This window comes from Huijunlia imazamoxiresistens (assembly GCF_037132455.1).
GTDB lineage: Bacteria > Bacteroidota > Bacteroidia > Chitinophagales > Chitinophagaceae > Flavisolibacter > Flavisolibacter imazamoxiresistens.
The window spans coordinates 114,757-139,989 of record NZ_JBBBEI010000001.1; the positions used below are offsets into that span (position 1 = coordinate 114,757).

General features: G+C 61.6%; 12 protein-coding genes. 4 read left to right on the forward strand and 8 right to left on the reverse strand.

The features are described 5' to 3' along the window. Nucleotides 1–27 precede the first annotated feature (27 nt). Complete coding sequence (locus V9K67_RS00305; RefSeq protein WP_336719254.1) at nt 28–945, reverse strand: polysaccharide lyase family 20 protein; 918 nt, start codon at nt 943–945, stop codon at nt 28–30. Nucleotides 946–1,382: 437 nt separating this feature from the next. Here V9K67_RS00305 and V9K67_RS00310 point away from each other — a divergent pair, with 437 nt between their 5' ends. The 3 genes from V9K67_RS00310 to V9K67_RS00320 all read left to right on the forward strand — a co-directional run bounded on the left by V9K67_RS00310 (nt 1,383) and on the right by V9K67_RS00320 (nt 8,664). Next, nucleotides 1,383–2,063, forward strand: coding sequence for a response regulator transcription factor (locus V9K67_RS00310; protein ID WP_336719255.1), 681 nt, complete (start codon nt 1,383–1,385; stop codon nt 2,061–2,063). Beyond that, nucleotides 2,060–3,427, forward strand: coding sequence for a HAMP domain-containing sensor histidine kinase (locus V9K67_RS00315; RefSeq protein WP_336719256.1), 1,368 nt, complete (start codon nt 2,060–2,062; stop codon nt 3,425–3,427). The genes V9K67_RS00310 and V9K67_RS00315 overlap by 4 nt, the downstream gene beginning before the upstream one ends. Before the next feature lie 191 nt (nt 3,428–3,618). Then, on the forward strand, nt 3,619–8,664 hold the full coding sequence (locus tag V9K67_RS00320; RefSeq protein WP_336719257.1) for a beta strand repeat-containing protein: 5,046 nt from the start codon (nt 3,619–3,621) through the stop codon (nt 8,662–8,664). Nucleotides 8,665–8,864: 200 nt separating this feature from the next. Here the strand turns inward: V9K67_RS00320 and V9K67_RS00325 are convergent, their stop codons facing one another. Beyond that, nucleotides 8,865–12,065 carry a heparin lyase I family protein gene (locus V9K67_RS00325; protein ID WP_336719258.1) on the reverse strand — a complete coding sequence of 1,067 codons (3,201 nt, stop codon included), beginning with the start codon at nt 12,063–12,065 and terminating at the stop codon, nt 8,865–8,867. A gap of 616 nt (nt 12,066–12,681) precedes the next feature. On the opposite strand from V9K67_RS00325, the gene V9K67_RS00330 reads away from it, so the two are divergent. Further along, entirely contained in the window at nt 12,682–13,551 is an 870-nt protein-coding gene (locus tag V9K67_RS00330) for an alpha/beta fold hydrolase (protein ID WP_336719259.1), read from the forward strand. Here the strand turns inward: V9K67_RS00330 and V9K67_RS00335 are convergent. The 6 genes from V9K67_RS00335 to V9K67_RS00360 all read right to left on the reverse strand — a co-directional run bounded on the left by V9K67_RS00335 (nt 13,546) and on the right by V9K67_RS00360 (nt 24,554). After that, nucleotides 13,546–14,169 (reverse strand): nucleotidyltransferase family protein, encoded by a 624-nt coding sequence (locus V9K67_RS00335; RefSeq protein WP_336719260.1) that lies wholly within the window; start codon nt 14,167–14,169, stop codon nt 13,546–13,548. The genes V9K67_RS00330 and V9K67_RS00335 overlap by 6 nt on opposite strands. Then, nucleotides 14,166–15,326: an XdhC family protein gene (locus V9K67_RS00340; protein WP_336719262.1), complete on the reverse strand. Its 1,161-nt coding sequence runs from the start codon at nt 15,324–15,326 to the stop codon at nt 14,166–14,168. Before V9K67_RS00340 ends, V9K67_RS00335 begins: the two co-directional genes overlap by 4 nt. Then, on the reverse strand, nt 15,326–17,566 hold the full coding sequence (locus V9K67_RS00345; RefSeq protein WP_336719264.1) for a xanthine dehydrogenase family protein molybdopterin-binding subunit: 2,241 nt from the start codon (nt 17,564–17,566) through the stop codon (nt 15,326–15,328). The genes V9K67_RS00340 and V9K67_RS00345 overlap by 1 nt, the downstream gene beginning before the upstream one ends. Nucleotides 17,567–17,574: 8 nt before the next feature. Next, nucleotides 17,575–18,558, reverse strand: coding sequence for an FAD binding domain-containing protein (locus tag V9K67_RS00350; RefSeq protein WP_336719266.1), 984 nt, complete (start codon nt 18,556–18,558; stop codon nt 17,575–17,577). Next, nucleotides 18,555–19,196, reverse strand: coding sequence for a 2Fe-2S iron-sulfur cluster-binding protein (locus tag V9K67_RS00355; protein WP_336719268.1), 642 nt, complete (start codon nt 19,194–19,196; stop codon nt 18,555–18,557). Before V9K67_RS00355 ends, V9K67_RS00350 begins: the two co-directional genes overlap by 4 nt. 213 nt (nt 19,197–19,409) lie before the next feature. Further along, on the reverse strand, nt 19,410–24,554 hold the full coding sequence (locus V9K67_RS00360; RefSeq protein ID WP_336719270.1) for a T9SS type A sorting domain-containing protein: 5,145 nt from the start codon (nt 24,552–24,554) through the stop codon (nt 19,410–19,412). Nucleotides 24,555–25,233: the final 679 nt, after the last annotated feature.

Genomic DNA, 25,233 nt, shown 5'->3' on the forward strand with positions numbered 1-25,233 from the left:
TTGCTTCCGGCCAGGGGCCGAATGGGATCAAATATCGGGATCGGGGTCCGGTTCTGCGGGTTCGGTAACGGGGTCGACGCCGGGATCGGTGTCGGGGGTGGTTTTGTACAGCGAGGTCATGTCTTCGAAGGAGGCATTCTTGTTGCCGACACGGATGTTGTCGAAATAAATGACGCGGCGGTTGACCCGGGAAGTGCCGTACTTAAAGGAAGCCTTGTACAGGCCGATTTTCCATTTGGGCAGGATGTCGTCGTACATGTTGCCGCCCTTGCGTTTGAGGATTTTTACGCCGTCGTGCCAGACCTCGATGCGCCCGTCATCGTCGTGGGAATGAATAAAATGGAAGACGAATTCATGCCAGCGGTCCTTTTCTATGGCCCCGAGGTCGTACTGCACCCGCTTACTGGGTTTGGCGCCCGTTTCCAGGATGAAGCGGTCGCGCTGGGTGCGCAGGGAGGTGGCCGGCGTTCCGTCCTGGAACCACTGGTTGATCACTTCCCGCTCGTTATCATACTCGTAACCGCTGGAAGGAAAATAAACGGAAAAGGAATACCAGGCGTTTTTGGTGATGTCTTTATCGGCGCCCTTGACGATGACGACCTCGGCCCGCTTGCCGCCCTGGACCAGTTTCTGCCATTCCCGGATCTCGAAGCGAACGGCCTGGTTGCCCTGGAATACGGGCTTGTCCACGTAACGGACGGCATATTCCCAGTTGCCCAGACTGTTTTGGTTGAGTTCTGAAAAAGGCCGGCGGTCTTCGAGGGTTTCTTCATACATCAGGTTGGGATTGCCGGGGCGGAGATTCAGCTTGATGTTATCCGACCGGGCCGACTGCGAACGCACGCCCTCTTCCGTTTCCACCGGGTCGACGACCGTTTTGGTACAACCCGTGGAACTATACCCCAGGAACAATAGAGCAAGGAAATAGTAGAAAGTGATCTTCATAAGATGGTGCTTTAGATATAATACAGATAGGGTTAGTGACTGGAATGCACAGGGGGAGGAGATAGGGGAATTCGCCAGGGTGCCGGATAAAGGATAGGGCTGCTAATGGATAAGCTTGCTCAAAAGTATAAGAAAAAAGTGAGAACAAAAATGGACATGCCAAATTCTACAAGTTCTAATCCTTTTTTAATCTTTGGGGCGCAACCCCCGGGGATCAGCGGTTAAGGGTTGACGTTACATAAAGAATTTCGGATGTCGGATTTCGGATCCCCTTGAGAGCAGTAAGACTCTTACTTCTTTGAAGGGGATCCGAAATCCGAAATCCGACATCCGAAATTTTCTCAAAAGCTTGCAAATGTTAAGGGAGTAATGTATATTGACAGGTGCGGCAGGGCCGGCCCCCTGGCGGGAAAAAGCGGCACGCCTGCCCTCTCAACGTGCAATTTTTACTCATTGAAGACGACGAACGTATTGCGGCCCTGGTCAAAAGGGGTATGGAGGAACAGGGCTATGCCGTCCTGCTGGCCTATGACGGGCAGCTGGGGCGAAAGCTGGCCCTGGGCATGGAGTTCGACCTGATCATCACCGACATCATCCTGCCCAAGATCAACGGGCTGGACCTGTGCCGGGAGATCCGCACCGCCAAACCCGATACCCCCATCATCATGCTGACCGCCCTGGGGTCCACCGACGATAAGGTGGAGGGCTTCGATGCCGGCGCGGACGACTACCTGGTCAAGCCCTTCGACTTCCGCGAACTCTACGCCCGCATCCGGGCTTTGCTGAAACGCTCCGGCGGCAAAACCAGGGTGCAGGGCTGCGTGCTGCGCTATGCCAACCTGGAAATCAACCTGCACACCAAAGTGGTCCGCCGCGAAGAACACACCATCGACCTGACGCCCAAAGAATTCCGGTTACTGGAATTCATGGCGCAAAACCCTGAACGGGTGCTGTCCCGCCGGGAGATCGCCGAAAACGTGTGGGGCACCCATTTCGATACGGGCACCAACTTCATTGACGTCTACATCAATTATGTCCGCAAGAAGATCGACCGGAATTTTGAACCCAAACTCATTCACACCCGCTCCGGGATGGGCTTTATCCTGAAAGCAGAATGAAGATCCGCAGCAAAATAAGCCTCCTGTTTACCGCCCTGGCAGGGGCGATCCTCGTTTCGTTTGCCGGGACGGTTTATTATTCCGCCCGGGAAGACCGGGAAACCGAGTTTTACAACAGCCTGGAGCGCGAAGCCATTACCAAGGCGAACCTGTTTTTCTCCGGCAGCCTGCCGGCACCCACCCTGCAGACCATTTACCGCACCAACCGCAGGACCCTGCATGAAGTGGAGGTCGCCATTTTCGATACCGGCTTTCACCTGCTCTACCACGATGCCGCGGACCTGGACTTTGTGAAGGAAACGGGACAAATGATCCGGGAAATCCGTCAGAAAAAGGAAATCCAGTTTTACCAGCAGCAGTGGCAGGTGGTGGGCCTGCTCTATCCTTTCCGGGGCCGGAACTACATCATTACCGCTACCGCCTACGACCAGTACGGCCACAATAAAATAGACAATCTCGGAAGGACTATTTTGGTGGTGCTGGTCTGTTCGGTGGTGCTCATTTTCGCGGCCGGCCGGTTCTTTTCCAAAAAAGTGCTTTCGCCGGTCACCCGGATGGTCAACGAAGTAAAGGTCATCACCGCCACCAACCTGGACCTGCGGATCAACGAGGGCAACAACCGCGACGAGCTTTCGGAACTGGCCATCACCTTCAACCAGATGCTCGACCGCCTGGAGCGCTCCTTCGACGGGCAGAAAAGCTTTGTGTCCAACATCTCCCACGAGCTCCGCACGCCCCTGTCGGCCATGATCGCCGAACTGGAACTGGCCTCGGCCCGGGAGCGCAGCACCGCGGAATACAAAACCGTGGTGCACAACGTGCTGGGCGACGCCCAACGGCTGGCCAAGCTGTCGCAGGGCCTGCTGGACCTGGCCAAGGCCAGCTTCGACCACTCGGAAATGTCGTTCAAGGCCCTGCGGCTGGACGAACTGCTACTGGAGGCCCGCGGACAGGTGTTGCGCGCCAATCCCGAATACCGGGTGCAGGTGACCTTCGAGCGGGAAATCGAGGAGGATCGCAATATTTCCGTGGAAGGCAACCAATACCTACTGAAGGTGGCCTTTGTCAACCTCATTCAGAACGGCTGCAAGTTTTCCGCCAGCAAGCAGTCCTCCGTCACCATCAGTTTTTCGGGCCGCCATACCATCCTGCGCTTTGCCGACAAGGGCATCGGGCTGGGGCCGCAGGACCTGCCCCACATCTTTACGCCCTTCTACCGGGGCGCCGGCGGCCGGCAGGCGGGCGGCTATGGCATTGGCCTGTCGCTGACCGACCGCGTCATCCGCCTGCATAAAGGAACGATCTCCGTTGCCTCCCGCCCGGGCAAGGGCACCACCTTTACCGTGGAACTGCCCCACCTGTAAGCTCTTCTAATGATTTTCTAATGATTTTCTGTTTCATCTCTAATGGTCCAACTCTGCAAGCGGTTCTATTTTTGTTGCAGTGAACTGATCCTTTTCCTTTCCCCATAATCCTTCTGCCTTACGGAACCTTTCGTCGTTCATCCTGCCTTATGGGGTTCCTATCAATTCCTATAAAAAAAACCGCTAACAGTATGAAAAGGCTTTCGTTCTTTTTATCGTTGTGTCTATTGCTGTCCCTGACCCTGCCCGCCCAGGTGACCCTCTTTCCTTTTGCCGATTCCTGGAAGTACCTGGCCAACGGCACCGATCCAGGCACCGCCTGGCGGATGCCCGCCTTCAGTGATGCCGCCTGGAGCACGGGCAAAGGCAAGTTCGGCTACGGCATGGACGGCATCGCCACCACCCTGAGCTATGGCTCCAGTTCGTCGAACAAGTACATCACGTATTATTTCCGGAAAACGGTGGCCGTTTCCGATCCCGGCATTTACAGCAGCTTTACCGCCTCGCTGGCCTTCGACGACGGCGTGGTGCTGTATGTGAACGGGGTGGAAGTGTACCGGGGCAACCTGCCCACGGGCACCATCGCCTACAATACGCTGGCAGCTTCTTCGTCCAACTCCTCGAAGACCGTTACCCTGAACCGGAATGCTTTTGCGCCGGGCACCAACGTGGTGGCCGCGGAGGTGCACCAGGTTTCTCCCTCCAACGGCGACCTGGCCTTCGACATGAAGCTGGTGGCGAACCCCGACGTGACCGCTCCTGCCGTACTCAGCTCCAACCGCCTGTCGCCGGCCGCTTCCAAAACCAATGCGGCTTCGGTGACCTTCCGCGTGAGCTTTTCCGAAAAAGTGTCCGGGGTGGACGTGTCGGACTTTACGGTTACCCCTACCAGTGGTACACCCGGCGGCCGGGTCACCGCACTGGTGCCGGCCGGCATTGACGGCGCCTCCTGGGACGTGACGGTGGGTGAGATCGGCGGCACCGGCGCCCTGCGGCTGGACGTGAAAGCCTCCGGCACGGGCATCACCGACGCGGTGGGCAAGGCCCTGGCTTCCGGCTTTACCGCCGGCCAGGCCTACACCATCGACCGGGTAGCCCCCACCATCCTGAGTATCAACCGGCAGCTACCCACCACCGTCCTTACCAATGCGGCCAGCCTTACCTTCCGCGCTACCTTCTCCGAAGCCATGGCCGGCGTGGATGCGGCGGACTTTACCCCCGTGGCCCTGGACGGCACCGTGGGCGGCACCGTGCAATCCGTAGTTCCTTCGGGGAGCACGGGCACCCTCTACGACATTACCGTGGCCCCGGTGAGCGGCTCGGGCACCCTGCGCCTGCTCCTCAATGCCTCCGGCACCGGCATTACCGACGTGGCCACCAATGGGCTGGCGGGCGGCTTTACCACCGGCCAGACCTATACCGTGGACCAGGCGGCGCCCTACGTGCAGGGCATTGCCCGCCAGTCGCCCCTGGAAGAAATCACCAAAGCCTCCACGGTTTATTTCCGCGTCATCTTTTCCGAAAAAGTAACCTCCGTGGGCGTATCCGACTTCAGCGTGGTGGCGGCTTCCGGCAACGTCCAGGGCACCATCGCCTCCGGGGATGTGGATCCCGTGGGTACCGACGGCACCACCTACCAGGTAAAGGTGACTTCGGTAAGCGGCACGGGGGTATTGCGCCTCGACCTGAAGGCATCGGGCACCGGCATTGTGGATGCGGCCCAGAATGCCTGCGGCGGTTACACGGCCGGGCAACCCTATCGCATCGATAAAACGGCTCCTGCGGTACAGGCCATCGGGCGCTTTTCCCCTGCTACGGTCAGTACCAACGGGGCTTCGGTGGTCTACCGCACCGTGTTTACCGAGGCCGTAAGGGGCGTGGATGCAGCGGATTTTTCCCTGACCACCGTCAGCGGCACGGCCAAAGGCGTGATCGGTGCCGTGACGCTGGCGGGCCCCGACAGCACCGCCTATGACGTACAGGTAACCTCGCTGACCGGCAACGGCCAGCTGCGCCTCAACGTTAAAAGCAGCGGCACGGGCATTGTCGATGTGGTGGGCCATGAGCTCAGCAGTGGCTATACTTCCGGGCAGTCCTACACGCTGGACCATACGGCGCCCACCGTGCTGAGCGTCAGTCGCCTGCAGCCTTCCACCGCGCTCACCAATGCCGCCGCCCTTACCTTCCGGGTGGTCTTTTCCGAAGGGGTCACCGGGCTGACCGCGGGGGCTTTTTCCCTTTCCAACCCCAGCGGCGCGGTCAGCGGCACCCTGTCGGATGCGGGCATCCTGCCGGCCGACGCCACCGGCACTGCCTGGGACGTGACCGTACGTTCGGTCAGCGGCAACGGCAGCCTGCGGCTGGATGTCCGCAGCACGGGTTCCGGCATCACCGATATCGCTACCAATGGCCTCAACGGCGGCTTTACCGGCGGCCAGGCCTATACCCTGGACCAGGCGGCACCGGTGGTGGCAGGCATCGTGCGGCAGTCGCCCCAGGACGAGACCACCAATGCCCCGTCGATCGTGTGGCGGGTTACCTTTTCGGAAAAAGTGACCGGGGTGGATCCCTCCGACTTTTCGCTGGCTACCCTGAGCGGCACGGCCAGCGGCAGTATCACTTCCGTGGCCGCCGTGGGCACGGCAGGGACCACCTTTGATATTACGGCCGGTTCGGTGGTCACCTACAGTACCGTGCGGCTGGAAGTGAAAACCGATGGCGGCATCACGGACATGGCCGCCAACAGGCTGACCACGGCGTATACCGACGGGCAGCGGTTCCAGGTGGATCCCCCGCCGGTGGTGGCCGGAATGTACCGGTTGTCGCCTGCAGAGGAGGTGACCAAAGCCTCCTCGGTGACCTTCCGGGTGGTCTTTTCGGAAAAAGTGACCGGCGTGGACCCCGCCGACTTTGTGCTGACCCGGCTGAGCGGCACCTCCAGCGGCTCGCTGGCGGCCAATGCCGTGGTGGGGGGCAGCGACGGCACCACCTATGACGTCACCGTCGGCTCACTCTCGACCAACCAGGTGCTGCGCCTGGACGTAAAATCCAGCGGTACGGGCATTACCGACAGTTACGGCAGTCCCCTGGCCGGCGGCTATACCAGCGGTCCAAGCTATTATTTCGACTATACGCGGCCGGTAGTTTCCTCCATCAACCGCCAGGCACCGCTGACGGCCACCACCAACCTGCCGGCGATTACGTGGCGGATTGTTTTTTCCGAAAGCGTAGCGGGCGTGGATGTTTCCGACTTTACCCTCACCACCATCAGCGGCACCTCTACCGGGGCGCTCCAGTCGGTGGCGCCGGCCAACGGTGAGGGTACCGCCTACGACGTTACCGTCGGCGGCATCACCCGGGCAGTGGGCTACCGCCTGGACCTGAAAAGCAGCGGCACCGGGATCCTGGACGTGGTGGGAAACAGCCTGAGCGGCGGCTTCAGTTCCGGCCAGTCGTATACCATCGAGTATACCCCGCCCACCGTGTCCGGCATCGACCGGTATGCGCCCTCCGACCAAACCACCACCCAGTCATCGGTAGTGTACCGGGTCAGTTTTTCGGAAGGGGTCACCGGCGTGGACGTCAGCGACTTTACCCTGACGGCCCTCAGCGGTACGCTCAACGGGGTGCTGGAGCCTACGGCCGTTACCCCGGCCAATACCACCGGCACGAAGTACGACGTACGGGTCAGCTCCATAACAAAGGCGGTGAAGCTGCGGCTCGACCTGAACACCACTCACGGCATTACCGATATCGCCGGCAACGCCCTGTCCGGCGGATATACTTCGGGCGAGAACTACATCATCGACCCGGCGCCGGCCGGTTCGGTAACGGTTTCCACCCTGGCGCCTTTGTCCATTTCCTCCACTACCGAGCACAAGCCCCAGAGCAAGGTGTGGCACTACGACGGACGGTGGTGGACGGTCCTGGGTACCTCCGACGGCACGAAGCTGTTCCGTCTCGACGGCGCCACCTGGACCCCCGTGTTGACCCTCTACAGCTCGGGGGATGTAAAAGCCGATTGCTGGGTGGTGGGCAATGTGACCCATATCCTGCTGTTCCGTGAAAGCTCCACCTCTTACCTGGTGTCGGTGGAATACGATGCCGCGGCCCAGGCCTACAAGCTGTGGAGCCAGCGGACGTCCCGGGTTTCCCTGTCCCTGGGGTCCAGCACCGAAGTGGCCACCCTGCTGGTGGACGGCACCGGGCGGATGTGGATCGCCAACGACGGCAGCGGCGATGTGGGGGTACGCTGGAGCGACGCTCCCTACACCAGCTGGAGCAGCCGGTATGTACTGGCTACGGGCGCCACTTCCGACGATATCTGCACCCTGGCCCTGCTGCAGGGGAAAATTGGGGTGCTGTGGTCCAACCAGAATTCCGAGCGTTTCGGCTTCCGCACCCATACCGACGGCGAGGGGGGCTCCACCTGGTCGGAGGACGAGGTGCCGGGCGCCCAGTCGGCCAAGAACGTGGGCCTGGGCTTTTCCGACGACCACATGAACGTGGTCACCGGCAGCGACGGCACCCTTTATTGCGCGGTCAAGACCAGCTACGATACGGACAATTATCCCAAGGAATCCCTGCTGATCCGCCGGCCGGCGGGCACCTGGGACAACATCTACACGGTGACCGAAAACGAGAACGGCGGCACCAGGGGCATTATCGTGGTTAATGAAAAGGCCGGGAAGCTGAAGATCGTGTATACCTCGGTGGAGGACGGCGGCAATATCCTGTACCGGGAATCGTCTATCAGCAACATCAGTTTCGGATCGGCCAAAACCTTGCTCAGCGGCGATTACAACGACGCCACCAGCACCCACCAGACTTATTCGTCGGAAGTGGTGGTGCTGGCGACCAACCTGAGCACCGGCACTGCGGAAGGCGTGGTGCTGACCGACGGTGCGGCTACGGCCACCTCGGCGGCGCCGGCCCTGACCGAAGCGCCGGCACGGCCCCTGGAAGGGGGCGAACGGTCCGCCGGCCTGAGTGCTGCGCCCAATCCCTTCACGGGTTCGGTGACGGTAAGCTTTACGCTGCCGCAGTCCGGCGCCTACAGCCTGGTGCTGGAAGACCTGGGCGGCACCCAGCATAGGGTGGTGAAAAAGGGTAGGGCCGAAGCCGGGCAGCGGCAGACCTTTACGCTCGAAGAGCAGCACCTGGGTGGCGGGCTGTACCTGTTGCGGCTGCAAACCGCCAAAGGAAGCCAAACGCTGAAGCTGGTTTCCGGGAAATAGAAGGATCCCGGGCGGTTGAAAAAAGCGCACCTGCCCGGGGGAAAAGTAAAGGGGTAAGCGGCGGAACGTTTTTTAACGTCGGCCGCTTACCCCTTTTGCCGTTTAAAGGCATTCAACCTGAAATTCTTCGACCCACGTACCCCGGAATTATATTCCGGGGAAGTTCACTTCGACCTGTTTCCGGAAGCGGGCCGGTCCCGTCAGTCGGTCAGGAAGATTTTTTGCCGCAGGGTGCCGTTCCTGCCGGAAACCTGGATAAAGTAAACACCCGCCGGAAAGGGGCTTGTTTCCACCGTGGCGGTGCCGGTAAACCGGAATCGATGCAGCACCTGGCCGGCGGCATTGACCATTACGCCTTCGGAGGGTACCCCGTCAGGTGTTCGTAGGGCGATTGCCGTTCCCTTCTTTGCCAGGGTGGGCCATACCCGCAGGTCCGCCTGCCGGCCGGGCACGGCTTCCTCGGTTAGCTGCCCGGCCCTGGCGGCCGGCCGCTGCAGCCGGGTAATGTTGTTGCCCTGGGGCCGCATGACCTGGTAGACGGCGGTGGAGTCGCCCAGCTTCACCTCGTCGATGTACCATACCCGGATGTGGGTGTCGGTGGTGCCGCCCTTGTTCCAGTCGCTCTTGTAGATGCCGATCTTCCATTTTCCATACGGGCCGGCGTACATGGTGGGGCCTTTGTAGTCCATCTTCAGCTCGCCGTCGATCCACACCTGGAAGATGCCGTTGGTGACATGCTGCTTCATATGCATCACGAACGCCACCCACCGGTCGTAGGGAATGCTCATGAGTATGTGGTCCGTATAATTCGCTCCGTCGGGGGTGCGCCGCCGCACCTGGATGGATCCCTTCATGGTGCGCAGGGTGAACATCGGGGAGCCGAAATCGCCGCCCTGGTGCCACTGGTTGAAGGTTTCGTCGTCGGAGTCGGGCAGGTACTGCCCTGCCGGGAAATAGCTGACATAGGAATGCCAGGTTTCTGCCAGGCGGAACTGGTCGGGGAACAACACCTCGGCCCGGGTGCCCCCGCTGGTCATGGGATCGGAGTCGCGCAACTCCCAGCGCCCTACCTGTGCGTCCTGGTAGGTGGGCTGGCCCACTACGGTAAAACCGTAGGAGGTGGCCACCTGCAGGTTGAAGCCGTCGATCCCTTTTGCCGGCTCGTTTTCAAAGCCTTTTCCATCCTCGAACCCTTCGGAGTACAGGATATTGGGCGGCGTCACCACAGGCGGCTGCACGTTCAGGACCTGGCCGCCGGTAAAGCCGCCGGCGATGTCATTGCCGGCCGAATCCGTGATCTGGGTGCCGCTTTCCTTCAGGTCCAGCCGCAGCGTTCCCTCGCCGGTAATATTGCTGACCGTAATCGCATAGGCGGTACCGTTAAAAATCCCCGCCGCCGGGGCCGCGGCCGTAACGGTGCCGGCTACCGTGCCGGTAACGTAGGGGATAAAGTCGGTTTTATCCAGTCCGGTAATTCCTTCCCGGAAGGTTACCCGGAAGACCATCTGCGTCTGGGTGGGACTTTCCAGGACGGGCTGGGCGGGTTCGCTGGCCAAAACCCCCGGCGGGGTGCGGTCGACCGCTACAAAGCTGCCGTCGGTGGTGGCCGTCACCACCGTTTCCTGGGTGCCGCCGTCCCCGCTCCGGAAGGTGATGGAGACGGGCACGCGGCCTTCCGGCTCATCCGTTCCCACCTGGTAGGCGGCGGTAAAGCTGTTGCCGCTGCCCGCCGTTACGGCCACCGGCGCTTGTGCCAAAGTAACCTCCGGGCTCAGGGGTTCGGAAGCCGTAAACTGCAGCAGGACCTGGTTGCCCTCCCGGGCATAGGAGGTATGGGTGGTATTGTCGGAAGACAGCCGGACAACAGGCAGGTAGGGCGCGATGGTATAAGGGGTGCCGGCAAAGCCGCCGCTGAGGAAATTACCGGCCCGGTCTTCTATCCCCGTGCCCCCTTCCTTCAGGTCCACCGCCACCGTGCCGCTGCCCGAAGCAATGTTTACGGTGATCGTATAGGTCTGGGCTGTCCTATCTCCCGGGATGCCTGTTGGGGTGACGGCTGTTCCGCTGCTGCTGACCGTTCCCGAAACCGTCCGCACGGCAATATCGGCGGCATCGACGCCGGAAACCGGCTCGGAGAATGCCAGTCCGTAGGTGAGCGTTCCCCCGTTGCCGTTGGTGCCCGGCTGGGCCGATATAAAGTCGAGGCGTTGTACTACAGGGGCCGTTTTATCGTCCGAAAGGTCTTCGGCCAATACGCCTTCGGCCGTCCGCGAACCCGAGGCAGGTGTTTGGGTGGCCAGGAGCACCACCCGCGAGCCGTAGGCCTGGTGGGTGGTGGTGGCAAAGTTGAAGGTGCGGCCACCCAACAGGGTCTGTGCCGGTCCAAAGCTGATGGCAGCAAGGGGGCTTTCTTTTGAAACAATGCCCCCGGTGCCGGAGGCGGAGGTGTACGCCACTTTTATTTTACCCTGCGCTTCCTGGAGCAGCACCAGGGGCTGGTCCCCTTCCGGGTAGGTGGTCACGGGGTAGGATGCCCAGGCGCCCCCCGGGCGGCGTACCAGCAGGAGCACACGGGGGCTGCCCGTAGAGCTAACGCTTGTTTGCGTGGCGCAGTACAGGGTGCCGTCCGCGCCCGTTTTGACGTCCAGGAAGGCGGCGCCCATGCCGGAGGGGCCGGCAGGCACTTCTTCCGGCGACCAGGCGGTAGGGTCTGTTCCCGGGCTATGGGTTTTAAAGCCCAGGCGCTTGCTTTTCCCGTTCGACCACATCAGGCCGATGGGCCCCTGCTGGCTGCCGGCCGGTGGCGGCAGCGGCACCAGCGCACCGATATCGTCGTCGGTCAGCCCGGAGGCCGCGGTCCACGGACCGTTCCAGCGGGTATAGCCGGCGGAAGAAGGATCGCTCCACCACAACTGGACCGAGTTTTTCGTATCGGTGGCCAGCCACAGCCGGCCGTTGGCCTCCAGGGCCAGGGTGGCCGTTTTAGAGCCGGAGGGCATTTTCAGGGAAGCGCTCTGGCCCTGGACGGTATAGGTTGTCCCCGTGAACTTCAGGAGGTACACCTGTGCATTCTGGTTGGCGCCCCGGTACAGCAGCACATAAACCGAATCGCCCTTCACCCGGCAATCGGCGCTGATATCGGTGTTGGTTCCCAGGTTCAGGGACTGGGGTTCCCAGGCCAGCGTTTGGCCGTTCAGCCGGTACACCCTGGGGCCGGCCTGGGTGGGCAGCACGCTCCACCAAAGGCCGGCATGGGTCCACACGCGGGCCTGCGGCGGCCCGCCGTTGCCGGAGGAGATGGGCACGGCATTCAGCCGTGTAATGGTTTGAAAGCCGGCCTGTGCCCTGGTTTCCAGGGCCAGCAGGAGCAGGAGGAGAAACGAAAAAGCAGCCTTTTTCATAGACATTGGCTTTATGGTTTATTAATGATTGCCTTTCTACTCAGGGGCACGGAAAGGCTGCCGGTAACGCGGGTCTGCGTTCCGGACTTCTTCCCTCAGGGCCGTTCAGGGAAGGGCTTGTAAAGAGGAGGCTTCCTGCCGGGCCGGCAGGAAAGGGCAACAGCAGGGAAATGCTAACGGTCTGCAATTTTTTTCCCGATAGGCCGCCCGTGCGGGCAGGCAGGAAATATACGGTTGTGGTGAGGATCCTTCAGGAAGGATAAGCGGGAATAACTGCTGGTGCTTTTCATGGTATGCAGGTGGCTTTTAGGGTGAGCGCAGGTAGCCGGGTGGCGTAATTTCCAGAGGGGAATCCGGACGTGGAGGATGCAGGTGCTTTTGAAGAGTTAAGTTAGCGTAAATAACAGACAAAAGGAAATATGGTTCAGCAATTTTTCTAAAGGGAAATACTTGTTGGGCGGGGAGGGGCGTTTTTTTTCTTCCTGTGAAACAGCGAATTGCGGTTAGGCATGGGCGTGACCCGCACTCATGGACCCGGTGCCTTGCCGGCATGGTGGAAACTTTGCCTAACTTTAAGTGCTTCGCATGGTGCAGAGGCATTTTAAAACCCATTACAATGAATACGATAAAAGTACAGGACGGTACGGAAATCTATTACAAAGACTGGGGAACCGGCCAACCCATCGTCTTCCACCACGGCTGGCCTTTGTCCGCCGATGACTGGGATGCACAACTGCAGTTTTTCCTGGACCAGGGTTTTCGCGTGATCGCCCATGACCGCCGGGGACACGGAAGATCCACCCAAACCGCCCACGGAAATGAAATGGACACCTATGCGGCGGATGTAGCCGCGCTGGTAACAGCGCTGGATTTAAAAGACGCCATCCACGTGGGCCATTCCACCGGCGGTGGCGAAGTGATCCGCTACGTGGCCCGGCACGGCAGGGGCCGGGTGTCCAGGGCCGTACTGATCTCCGCCGTGCCGCCCCTTATGGTCAAAGCCGATCACAACCCCGGGGGCATTCCCCGGTCGGTATTTGATGACATCCGCAAGAATACCGCCACCCGGCGGTCCCAGTTTTTCCAGGATTTTACCCTGCCTTTTTACGGCTACAACCGCGAAGGGGCGCAGGCCTCGCAGGGCGTTCGCGACAACTGGTGGCGCCAGGGCATGATGGGCGGCATCAAGGCGCAATACGACTGCATCAAAGCGTTTTCGGAAACCGATTTTACCGAAGATCTCCAACAGGTGGACGTGCCCGTGCTGGTGTTGCATGGCGAAGACGACCAGATCGTTCCCTTTGCGCTTACCGGGGCCCGGTCGGTCAAGCTTCTGAAAAACGGCACCCTGATCTCGTATCCCGGCCTTCCCCATGGCATGCCCACCACGCACGCCGCCACCATTAATGCGGACATCCTGGCCTTTATCCAACAGGACGGGAAGGAAACGGCAGCTGCCCCGGTCCGGGAGCGGCAGTCTTTATAGTGGGTTACGCCCTTTAAGTTTTTGATAATCTTCCTCCGTATCGATATCGAGGTGGCCCTCCGGGAATGCCACCACTTCCACGTCGCGGGCATGTTGGCGGATAAGGCTCCGGGCGCCTGTATCGCCCTGTAGCTGCAGCAGTTCCGAAAAAAGGGTTTGGTGGAAAAAGACCGGGGGGCCTGCCGTATTTCCATAGCCGGAGGCCACCATAAGTTGCCCGGTTTGCTGGTGGGTTTTTAGGATATCATGCAGCAAGGCGGTGGTGACAAAGGGCTGGTCGCACACCATCAGGATGACGCCTTCCGCCCCTGGCTGGATCCGGAGCAGCTCCCGGATGCCCTGGCGGATGGAGGCGGCCATGCCTTCCTGCCAGGCTTCATTGACGACCACCTGCGCCCGGCTGCCTTCCCCTTCCTGTTGGACCGCCGCTGCCGCTGCGCCCACGACCACCACCACGGTTTGGGCCGATGTGGCACAGGCCACCTGCAGGCTGTGGCGCAACAGGCTTTTGCCCTTATACGGCAGCAGCTGCTTGGGGCGCCCCAGCCGGGAGGACCTTCCGGCAGCCAGCAGGACCACGCCCCAGTTTTTAAAAAGAATGTTTGCTGCCGGCATCATGCAGTGAGGGGGAGGCTTGTTTTTGTCCGGGCCCGTTCCGCCCGTGCATGGATGCTGTCCTGCCGGTCGCGGAGGGGCCCGCCCGGGCGCTGCGCCAGCACCGCCTTGATCTCGGCCAGCACGGACAGGGCAATTTCTTCGGCAGTTTCCGCGCCGATATCCAGCCCTGTGGGCCCGTGGATCAGGGATATCTGTTCCGGGCCGAGGGGGAAGCCTTCTTCCTGCAGCTCGGAGAGCAGGCGCTGCAACCGGTTTTTCGGTCCCAGCGTGCCGATATAGCTGCAGCTTGCGGGCAGCAATGCTTTCATCATTTCCTTATCATACTGGTAGTTGTGCGTCATCAGCACAAAGGCGGTCCGGCTATCCGTGGTCAGCTGTTCCAGGGCGGCTGCCGGTTTTCCCACAATGATGCTATGGGCTTTGGCAAACCGCTGCCGGTTGGCGTGGGAGGGCCTGCCGTCGATGACGGTTACCTGCCAGCCCAAAACCGTTGCCATCTCCGTCAGCGGCAGGGCATCGTTGCCGGCACCCACGATGACCAGCGAAACCGGCGGCTGCAGCAGTTCCACAAAGGCGGAACATCCCTGGTGCGGGTAGTGCTGCAGCAGGGAGGACCGGCCGGCCAAAACTTCCTGGGCGGCTTCCGTTAATGCCGCTTCCAGGACTTTGTCTTCCAGGGAGCTTTGCGTAGCGCCGTCCTTAAAAAAATAGCAGGTGCCCCGCTGGGGACCCTTGACGTTTTCCAGGGAAAATAAAGTGGCCACGACGGCCTCCGTTCGCTGCGCCCCAAAATGTTCCAGCAGGGCCAGGGGGTTATCGGCCTGCTGCGGATCAATGGGCTCAAAGAGGATGTACACGATGCCGTTGCAGCCCAGTTGCACGCCGAAATCGGCGTCGTCCTCGTGCAGGGTGTTGTAGGTCACCAGCTTGTTTTGCCGCTGGTGCATGGCCAGCAGGGCCTTGCGAAGGGCATCGCCCTCCAGGCAGCCGCCGCTGATGGCGCCGGTAATTTGGCCGTTGTCTTCCACCAGCATGCGGGCGCCGGGCCGGCGGTAGGAGGAGCCTTCCACGTGCACCACGGTGGCCAGGGCCGTTTGGCGGCCGTGGCGCTGCGCTTCGCGGAAGGCCCCGAGGATGTCCTTGATTTCCTTCGACATTAGTCTTCCATTAATTTGTCCAGGGTGATGGGCAGGGAGCGGATGCGCTTGCCGGTGGCGTTGAACACCGCGTTGGCAATGGCCGGGGCCATCCCGATCAGCGCAATTTCACCAATGCCCTTGGAACCCATCGGGTTGATATAGGGATCTTTCTGGTTCACGAAATAGACATCCACCTTCGGGATGTCGGCATTGACCGGTACGTGGTAGTCCGCCAGGTTGTTGTTAATGGGCCTTCCGAAACGGTGATCGATCAACATGTCTTCCATCAGGGCCATGCCGATGCCGCCCACCGCACCGCCGATCATCTGGCTTTCGGCCGTTTTCGGGCTGACGATGGTGCCGGCGTCCGCACAGGACACGACGTGGTCGATCTTAATCCTTCCTGTAGGTAGGTGCACCCGCAGCTTGACAAAGTGCACCGAGAAGGAATACATGGAGAAGGGCTGGCGCTTGCCCGACGATTCTTTGGTCATTTCCAGGGAGGGCAGGCCGGCTTGCCGGAACAGCTCGTCGTAGGTGAGCCTGACCGAGGGATTGGCCTTCAGCGAAAGCCCGCCTTCCGAGAACTGTAAATCTTCCGCTTTCAGTTCGTGCACGGTGGTGGTATGGAAGGAAGGACTTTTGGCCGCCAGGGTCGCCAGTTGTTCCTTCAGGGCGGAGCAGACGTCGTGCACGGCCGAACCGACCGTGGAGGTAACCGTGGAGCCTCCCTGCATGGGGCCCGGCGGAAAGCCGGTGCTGCCCATTTGCACCTTGATGTTATTGGGCGACAGGCCCATCACTTCGGAGGCGACGGCCGTCATCATGGTGGCGGTGCCCGGGCCCATATCGTTGACGGAGCATTGCAGCAGCAATTTCCCGCCGGCCTGCAGGCTGGCTTTCACCGTGGCCGATCCACGGGAAGCACCAAACGAACCCGTGCCCATGCCATAGCCGATCATCCAGTCGCCGTCCTTCAGGGACCGGGGCTGCAGTTTGCGCTCTTTCCAGCCGATAAGCTCCGCTCCGTGCTGGTAGCATTCTTTCAAATACTTGCTGGACCAGGGCAGCTTCCGTTCCGGGTCGGTATCGGCATGGTTGCGCAAACGCAGTTCCAGGGGATCGAGCTGCAGCGCATGCGCCAGTTCGTCCATGGCGGATTCCAGGGCAAAGCTGCCCGTGGCCTCGCCGGGACCCCGCATCCAGATAGGCGTACACACGTTCAGGGGCACCAGCCGGTAGCGGGTGGTCACGTTGGGGCAGGCATACAAAAACCGGGAGATATTCACGGTGGCTTCGGTAAATTCCTCGTAGGAAGAGGTGCCGGCCGTGGCTTCGTGGGTCAGCCCGGTCAGTTTGCCGTCGGCGGTGGCGCCCAGCCCGATTTTCTGGTGGGTGGCGGGGCGGTGGCCGACGTTGGTGAACATCTGCTCGCGGTGCAGCATCAGCTTCAGCGGCCTGCCCACTTTCTGGGCGCCCATGATGGCGGCAATTTCATAAGGCCAGGTCCGCAGTCCCATGCCGAAAGCGCCGCCGACATGCTCGGCATTGACGGTAATGTTTTCCAGCGGGATTTTGAAGGCGTCGCGAATGGAGCGCTGGGTGGCCTGTACGCCCTGGGTTTTGGTGGACACCGTTACTTTATCGACCCCTTCCCAGCGGGCCATGATGCTGCCCGGCTCCATGGGGTTGTGCACCTCCACGGGGTGGTAATATTCCTGCTCGATCTTTACGGGAGCGTTTTTGTAAGCGTCCGCTTCGCCCCGGGTGTAATCTTCAAACCGGGGCCCGGTGGGGATCTTCGCCTGGTCACGGTTCGCTTCCAGGTCGGTCTGGTGCGGGGCTTTTTCGTATTGCGCTTTTACCAGCTTAGCCGCATGCAGCACCCGTTCGTAGGTGTCGGCAATGACCAGGGCAATGGGCTGGTCGTAATAGAAAATTTCGTCGTTGTAAAAGATGCGCAGCGGTTGGCCGCTAGTGGGCGGCTTCGCGGGGTCTTTGCCCGTTTGGTAGCCGGGGATCTTGGGCGCATTCAGGTGGGTAAGGACGGCCAGCACGCCGGGGGCCCGTTCGGCGCTCCGGGTATCGATGCTGCGGATCCGGCCTTTGGAGATGGTGCTGCCCACCAGGAAGCCATAAGCGGTCTGCGGCAGCTTTTGATCCGCCGCATAGGCGGCGGCGCCGGTGACTTTGGCTTTGCCGTCCACCCGGTTTATGGGATCGGTGGCCTGGGCGCTGAAGAAAAAATTCTTTTCCATAAAAAATTCTATTTTATTCCCGCAGCCGTTTTCAGGGCTTCCACCAGGGTGTTGGGAGCTAATTTCAATTTAAAGTTGTTGTATCCATAGCCTTTGGCGTCCCGCACTGCAATTGCTGCGGCCTGGCGGAAAACGGCTTCCGATGCCGTTTTTCCTTTTAAAAACTGCTCCGCCTCGGTCAGCCGCCAGGGTTTGTGCGCCACTCCGCCCATCGCCAGCCGCGCTTCGTTGATGGTCGTGCCTTGCAGGTCCAGGGCGGCCGCCACGGATACCAGGGCAAAGGCGTAGGAGGTGCGGTCGCGGACCTTTAAATAGTGGACGTGCTCCCCGAAGGCGTTGTCGGGCAGTTCCACCCCTACGATCAGTTCGCCCCTTTCCAGATTATGGTCCTTTTGCGGGGTATTGCCCGGCAGGCGGTGAAAATTTTGGAAAGGGATGCGCCGGCTGCCTTTGGGGCCGGTGACGAGCACGGTAGCGTCCAGCGCCACCAGGGCGATGCACATGTCGCTGGGATGCACCGCAATGCAGCTGTCCGACGCCCCGAAGATGGCGTGCATCCGGTTAAACCCTTTGAGGGCGCCGCAGCCCGTTCCCGGCTGCCGCTTGTTGCACGGCAGGTCGGTGTTGTAAAAATAGGGGCAGCGGGTGCGCTGCATCATGTTGCCGCCCACGGTGGCCATGTTGCGGATCTGCTGCGAGGCGCCGGCTTTCAGCGCCAGCGACAGCAGGGGCTGCTCGCGAAGCACGAGGGCGTTTTCGGCTACCTCGCTGTTGCGCGCCAGCGCGCCGATATGCAGCAGCTTTGCTGCTTTTTTTATTTCATTTAATGGCACGCGGTTGATGTCCACCAGCTTCTGGGGCGCCAGCACGCCTTTCTTCATCAGGTCGACCAGGTTGGTGCCGCCGGCGATCCATTGCGCGCTGCTGTCCTTGCCCAGGGCCTCCACGGCCGCCTTGGGGGTCGTCACCCGTATGTAGTCAAAATGGATCATGCTTTTTTTCCTCCTGCTTTTACTTCCGAGATGGCTTTGACGATGTTGGGATAAGCGCCGCAGCGGCAGATGTTGCCGCTCATATATTCGCGGATCTCTTCCTCCGAGTTCGCATGTCCTTCGCGGATACAGGCCACGGCCGACATGATCTGCCCCGGTGTGCAATAGCCGCACTGGAACCCGTCGTGTTTGATAAAGGCTTCCTGCATCGGGTGCAGTTGGTCGCCCTGGGCGAGGCCCTCGATGGTGGTGACCTTTTTCCCTTCCTGCATCACCGCCAGCGACAGGCAGGAAAGCACCCTCGTGCCGTCGACATGCACGGTACAGGCGCCGCACTGGCCGTGGTCGCATCCTTTCTTGGTGCCGGTTAGCGCCAGCTGCTCGCGCAGCAGGTCGAGCAGGGTCACGCGGGGCTCGATGGACAATTGGTGGGGAACGCCGTTGATCTGGAGGGACAGGGGCACCTTTTCAAAATAGGCGGCCGCTTTTTCATCCCAGTCCGACGCGGCGGCCTTCGCCAGGTAAGGCGGCGTAACGGCCAGGGCGGCCAGCAGGGAAGACTGTTTTAAAAAATCCCGCCTCCCCCTGTTGGGGCAGGGCGCTTCTGGTCGGGGGGTATGCGATTGCTCCTGGTCCATAATTGCCTATAGTTTTAGTGGCTGAATTTACTGAACTGTTGTGTCTGAAAAAAAGGGTCCTTACGAAAATAAGCACGTCTTCATACGCAGCTTTAAGCATTTCAAACTAATTGTTATGAATTTCAAACCATTGTCTGTCCCTGCCGGCGACTTTTTGAAAAAGCTGTAGGCGCCGGCAACCGGCGCCTACAGCTTTTTCAAAAATCTCCCTTGTTATTTCTCTACGATCAGCCGAAGGGTTTTGCTGCCCCCGGCGGTTTGCAGGCGCAGCAGGTACACGCCTGCAGGGAGGCGGGAGGCATCGATGCCCACGGCCTGTGCCTGGCCGGCTGGGGCCCGTCCGCTTTTCACCTCTTTCAGCCGGGTGCCCCGGGCATCATACAGCACCAGGTGGTAGGCCGCCTCCTGGGGCAGGCGGAAGCGCACCGTGGCCGTGGCCGCCACCGGGTTGGGAAACAGTTCCAGCGTGGCCGCCCATCCCCCGGAAGGGATTTCCGATTTCGCGGTAGTCCCCGACAACTCCTGCGCTGGCGGTGCCGCCGTAAGGGCGGGCAGGGCTTGTCCTTCTTCATCACGGGCGATCACGCCGACCGCCTGCTTGGGGTCGGGGTCCTGGTTGGTGGCCAGGATCACCACTTCGCCGGTAGTGGGCTGGTGAGTGGTGGTGGCTTCGTTGAATAGGAAGGGACCGCTGATCAGGGTTTTGGGGGCACCAAAGGCAATGGAGGCCGTGGAGGTTTCGCGGTAGACGATATCCCCGCCGGTCTCCATGGTGCAGTACACCACCTTCAGCTTGCCGGTGGCTTCATTGAGCACCACCACGCCGCGGGTGCCCTCCACCGAGGTTACCGGGTGAAAGCTCCAGCCGGCGGCCGGCCGGCGCACCAGCAGCGACAGCTTGGGGTATCCCGGCGTGTCGTAGGAGGTTTTCACCGCGCAGTAGAGGGTGCCGTCGCTGGCACAGAGCACGTTCAGATGGTCATCGGCGAAGCCGTGGCCCCTTGCCTGGGCCGAGGCGGCGGCGGGTGCTTCGTCGGCCGACCAGTTGCGGGGATCATCGCCATCCTGGTGTACGCGGAAGCCAAAGCGCTGGCTGTTCTGGTTGGACCAGAGCAGGCCCACGCCGCCCGGCACCGGGGTAAGGGCGCAGATGTCGTCGTCCAGGATGCCCTCCGCGATGCGGATGGTGTCGCTCCAGCGGGTATAAGGGGCGTCGCTCCAGCGCACGTTCACGTCCGTTTTGGCCGGCGCGGCGATCCACATGCGGCCGGTGCCGTCCACCGCCAGGGTAGCGGTTTCGGCGCCCGAGCCGAAGGGCACCTCCACGGCCGACGGCCGCTGGCTCCAGCGTTTATAGGTTCCCAGGGTCTCGTCGAATTCTACCGACACCAGGTACGAGTCTTCTTCGGGCTCGAACAGCAGGATATGGGTGACGTTGCCCACCACGCGGCAGTCGGCATGGACCTCCTCCACTTCCGACAGCAGCAGCACCTCGGTCCAGGCGGTGCCGTCGAGGCGGAACAGTTTGGTGCCCCCGGGAGTGGCCAGCACGCTCCACCACTTGCCCGCGTAGGTCCATACCTTGCCCTGGGGTTTTTCGCCGGTATTTTTTTCAATGGTCACGGGCGCCAGGTCGGTCACGGAGGCAAAGCGGCCTTCGGTGGGTTGCTGGAAGCTGTAGGTTTCGCCGCCGGTAAAGCCGCTAGAGAGGAACAGCCCGTCGCTGTCCTTGATGTCCGTTTGCTGGTCTTTCAGGTCCAGGCGCAGGGTGCCGTTGCCGGCAATGGCACGAACGGTCACGTCGTAGGTGGTGCCCGCGGTGCCCACGGCAGCTACGGTGGTCAAGGTGCTGCTGGCCATGACGGTGTTGCTGAGCGCTGCCAGCGTTCCGCGTACCTCCCCGCTGAGGGTGGTGGTATAAAAGTCGGAAGCGTCCACGTTCCGCACTTTTTCGGAAAACACCACCCGGAAGGTAACTTCCGGCTCCCCGGTGGTTTCGGACAGGGGCGACTGCCGGCTGATGCTGACCACCGCCGGCGGCGGGTCCATGATGTAGCGCTGGCCGGCGGTAAAGCCGCCCTCCAGGAGGTTGCCGGCGCTGTCGGCAATGCCTGTGCCCGCGGGGTTCAGATCCAGGCGCAGGGTCACGAACGTGGAGATGTCCGTCAGCGTTACCTCCCAGGAAGTGCCGGTGCTGTCCGCCGCTACCACCGCGTCCGGGGCCAGCCTGCCGCTGGGCGTGCCGCTGAGGGGCGTAAGGGTAAAATCAGAGGGGTCGACCCCGGTTACCGCTTCGGAGAAGGTGACGCGGTAGGTGGCCGCACCGCCATCGGCCTTTTCCTGGTAGGGTTTCAGCCGGCTGATGGCGGTCGCTACCGGGGCGGTATAGTCGAAGCGATAGGTTTCCCCCTGGGTAAAGCCGGTAGTGGCTTCGTTGCCCAGCAGGTCGGAGATGCCCGTGCCGCTGCCCGACAGGTCGAGCCGCAGGCTGCCGGTGCCCCCAATGCCGTTGACGGCAACGTCAAAGGTGGTGCCCTCGCTGCCCACTGCCTGCACGCCTTCCGGCGCCACCGTTCCCGTAGTGGTGCCCGAAACGGTCGTGAGCAAAAAGTCTGAAGGGTCCACCCCGGTTACGGCCTCGGCAAAGACCACGCGGTAGACCACCTCCGAGCCATTCGAGGCCGGCGCAGCGGGCGACAGGCGGTGGATGCCGGCGACCAAGGGCCCCGACTTGTCGATCGTATAGGTTTCGCTGCCGGAAAGGTCCCTGGGGGCGCCTTCCGTGCTGCCGTTGCTGCCTGCTCCAGGGGCGCTGCCGGCCGCATCGGTAATGCCCGTGCCGCCGCTCTTCAGTTCCAGCCGCACCACGCCCGTGCCCCCAATGCCCGTTACCGTTACGTCATAAACAGTACCGGCAGCATCTGCCGGGGCCACCGTTTCCACCACGCCCCCGGGCGTGCCGCTCAGGGCCGAAAGGACAAAGGAGGAGGCGTCCACGCCGGTGACCCATTCGGAGAAAGTCACCCGGAAGGTCACCCGGTCCGCGCTGGTGCGCTCCGTTGCGGGCAGCAGGCGGTGGCTGCTGACCAGGACGGGAGGGGGGTCTACCTTGTAGGAAGCGCCCGCTGCATAGCCTTGGGCCAGGCGGTTGCCCGCGGCATCAGCCAGGCCGGCGCCGGGGCGTACGTCCAGACGGAGGGAAGCGTTTTGGGTCAGGCCGACCACCCGTACGTCGTAGGTGGTGCCTTCCGTGCCCACTGCCGTCACGGCATCCGCCGCCAGCCGTCCGCTGAGGGGGCCGCTGAGGGCGGTGAGCTGGAAGTCGGCGGGCGCTACGCCCAAAACCTTTTCCGAAAAGGTAACCCGCCACACGAGGGAGGAGGCAAAGGCCCCCTCCGCCAGGGGTTCCAGCCGCTCCACGCCCACTACGGCCGGCGGGGCCTGGTCTACCGTATAGGCCTGGCCGGCGGTAAAACCTTCGCCCAGGTTGTTGCCGGCATTGTCGCGGATGCTGGTGCCGCCGGGTAGGTCGAGGCGCAGGGAGCCCGTGCCGCTGACCGACCGGACCCGGACGTCATAGGTGGTGCCGGCCGTCCCCACGGGGGCTACGGCCCCGTCGGCCAGGGTGCCGGTGGCGGAACCGCCCTGTAGGGAAAAGCAGGCGGGAGTGACTTCGGTGACCGGCTTGGAAAAAGTCACCCGCCAGGTCAGTTCGGTGGCATGGGTGGCGGCTGCGGCGGGCAGTTGCCGGTTCACGCTCACCACCACGGGTACCAGGGGGTCCCGGGTATAGCTTTCCCCGGTGGAAAAGCCCCCGCTGAGGGAATTGCCGGCTAGATCGGTAATGCCGGTGCTGCTGCCGCTTTTCACCTTGAGGCGCAACTGACCCTGTCCCGCCAGGTCGCTGACGCGGACGGCATAGGTCGAGCCGTCCGTGCCTATGGAGGTGACGGCATCGGCCGCCAGGACCCCTGTGACATTGCCGCTGAGGGTGCTCAGGGAAAAGTCGGCCGCATCCACGCCTTTCACGCCCTCATTAAAAGTGGTGCGGAACACCACGGAGGCGGCATTGGTGCCGGCAGCGGCGGGCAGGTAGCGTTCGACGGCGGCCACCAGGGGCTTGGTCTTGTCCACCCGGTAGGCCTGGCCCGCACTGTAGCCGCCGCAGGGATTGCCCGCGGCATCCACGATGCCGGTTTCGCTATCCTTCAGGTCCAGGCGCAACTGGCCGTTGCCGCTGACGGAGCTGACCTTCACTTCATAGGTGGTGCGGCGGTCGTCCACGGCATCCACATCGCCCGATTCAATGATCCCCGTGGCGGTGCCGTTGAGGGAGACGACGCTGAAGTCGTCCACGCCCACCCCTTTCACTTTTTCGGAAAACACCACCAGGAATTTCAGGGAGGAGGACTTGGTCACTTCGGCTGCGGTTGGCAGGCGGGAGATGCTGACGACGTAGGGGAAGGCTACGTCGACCGTATAGGCCTGGCCGGAAGTATAGCCACCGCTGAAGGCAATGCCGTTCACATCGGTAATGCCGGTGCCCCCGCTGTTCACGTCCAGCCGCAGGGTACCGGCGCCCGTAAGGGAGCTCACCGCCACGTCGAACGTCCGGCCGTCCGGGGCCGGTGTAACCGTACTGATGGTGCCGCCCGGATTGCCGGAGGCAGGGGTCAGGGTAAAGTCGCCGGCGTCCACGCCGGTGACGGCTTCCGAAAACGTCAGGCGGAAGGCCAGCGCGGCCGCCTTGCCGGGGGAGGGGGGCGTGGCTATGGGGACGGAGCTGAGCACTTTGGGCGCGGTGGTATCGGGGGCGGCCAGCAGCCGCAGGTCAAAGGCCAGGTCGGCGGGGCTGGCGGGGCTTTGGTGCACTTCCACCGCCAGCAGGTTTTCGCCCGGTACCAGCAGGTTTTTGCGGATGGTAAAGCTCTTGCTGCCGTTATAGGCCGCGGAAGCAGGCGTGGCAAAGCTGATGGTACCCGAGGGCAGGTATTTGCGATACACCTCCACGCCGTTCACATACACCACCAGCCCGTCGTTGAAGGCTGCCTTGGCGCTCAGGTCATCCAGCAGGGAGGGGTTGTCCAGGAAAAAGGTTTTGCGGAAGTAGGTGGTCGGGTTTTTCCGGCTGGAATCCGTGCCGGTGGTGGTGCCCAGGCCGCTCAGGCCGTATCCCAGCTTGCCGGTTCCGGTGCTCCAGTCGGCGTCGCTGTAGGCCGGGGAGCGCCAGGCGGTACCTTGGTCGGTACCGTCATCGAGGTATTTCCAGGAACTTTTGTATGGGATAAGGGTTACCTGGGCCTGGAGGGAAAGGGAGAAGAGCAGAAAGGAAAGAATAAAGTAGAGGCGTCCATTCATGAGGTTTGCGGTTTTGGATAATGGTTAATGGAAGGGAGGGCCGGGGCCCCGAAAGAACAGGAAATAAAGCAGGAAGACCTGTCGGGACGGGATTACAGCTGGAGCTGCGGTGCGCGCAGGCTCCGGACCGGCAAGGGGCGGGGTGGGACAGTGGTTTTTTTCATAGATGTCCTGATTTTGGATTATTGGAAAGGAGCCGGGGCGCTCCGGGTGGGGGTGCACGGGAGATCCATGTCCGCCGTGGTGGCCCTGGTTGCCTGCAGTGCAGCCGGGCTAAACCTCATCCGGAAAATGCCCCGTTGAGCTGTATAAAAAAAGCATGCCTGCTGAGCTGACGGGCATGCCAGGCCGTATCCAGGCTGATTTCCCCAATTACGCCTCCCTGCCAGGGGGAGGCGGGGCCGGAAGGTGGAAAAAAGGAAACAAACCGTTGAGCTATAGGGAGATTTTCCAGCGGTGCAGGCTTTATTGGCTGCATCGTCAAATTTAGCCGCTTGCGGCCTTCGCGGCCCTTACGGCTATAAATGGCCCACGCTGTCCGAATTGCACTTCAAACTGTTTCAAACGAAATTTTCCGAAGCTCAAAATGCTGCCGCAGATATTGCGGCAACGGCCAAGTGCTTTTGGGAATTAAACCGGCTGGGCGTCATTACCTCCATAGCGGCCCTATAGATTTCCG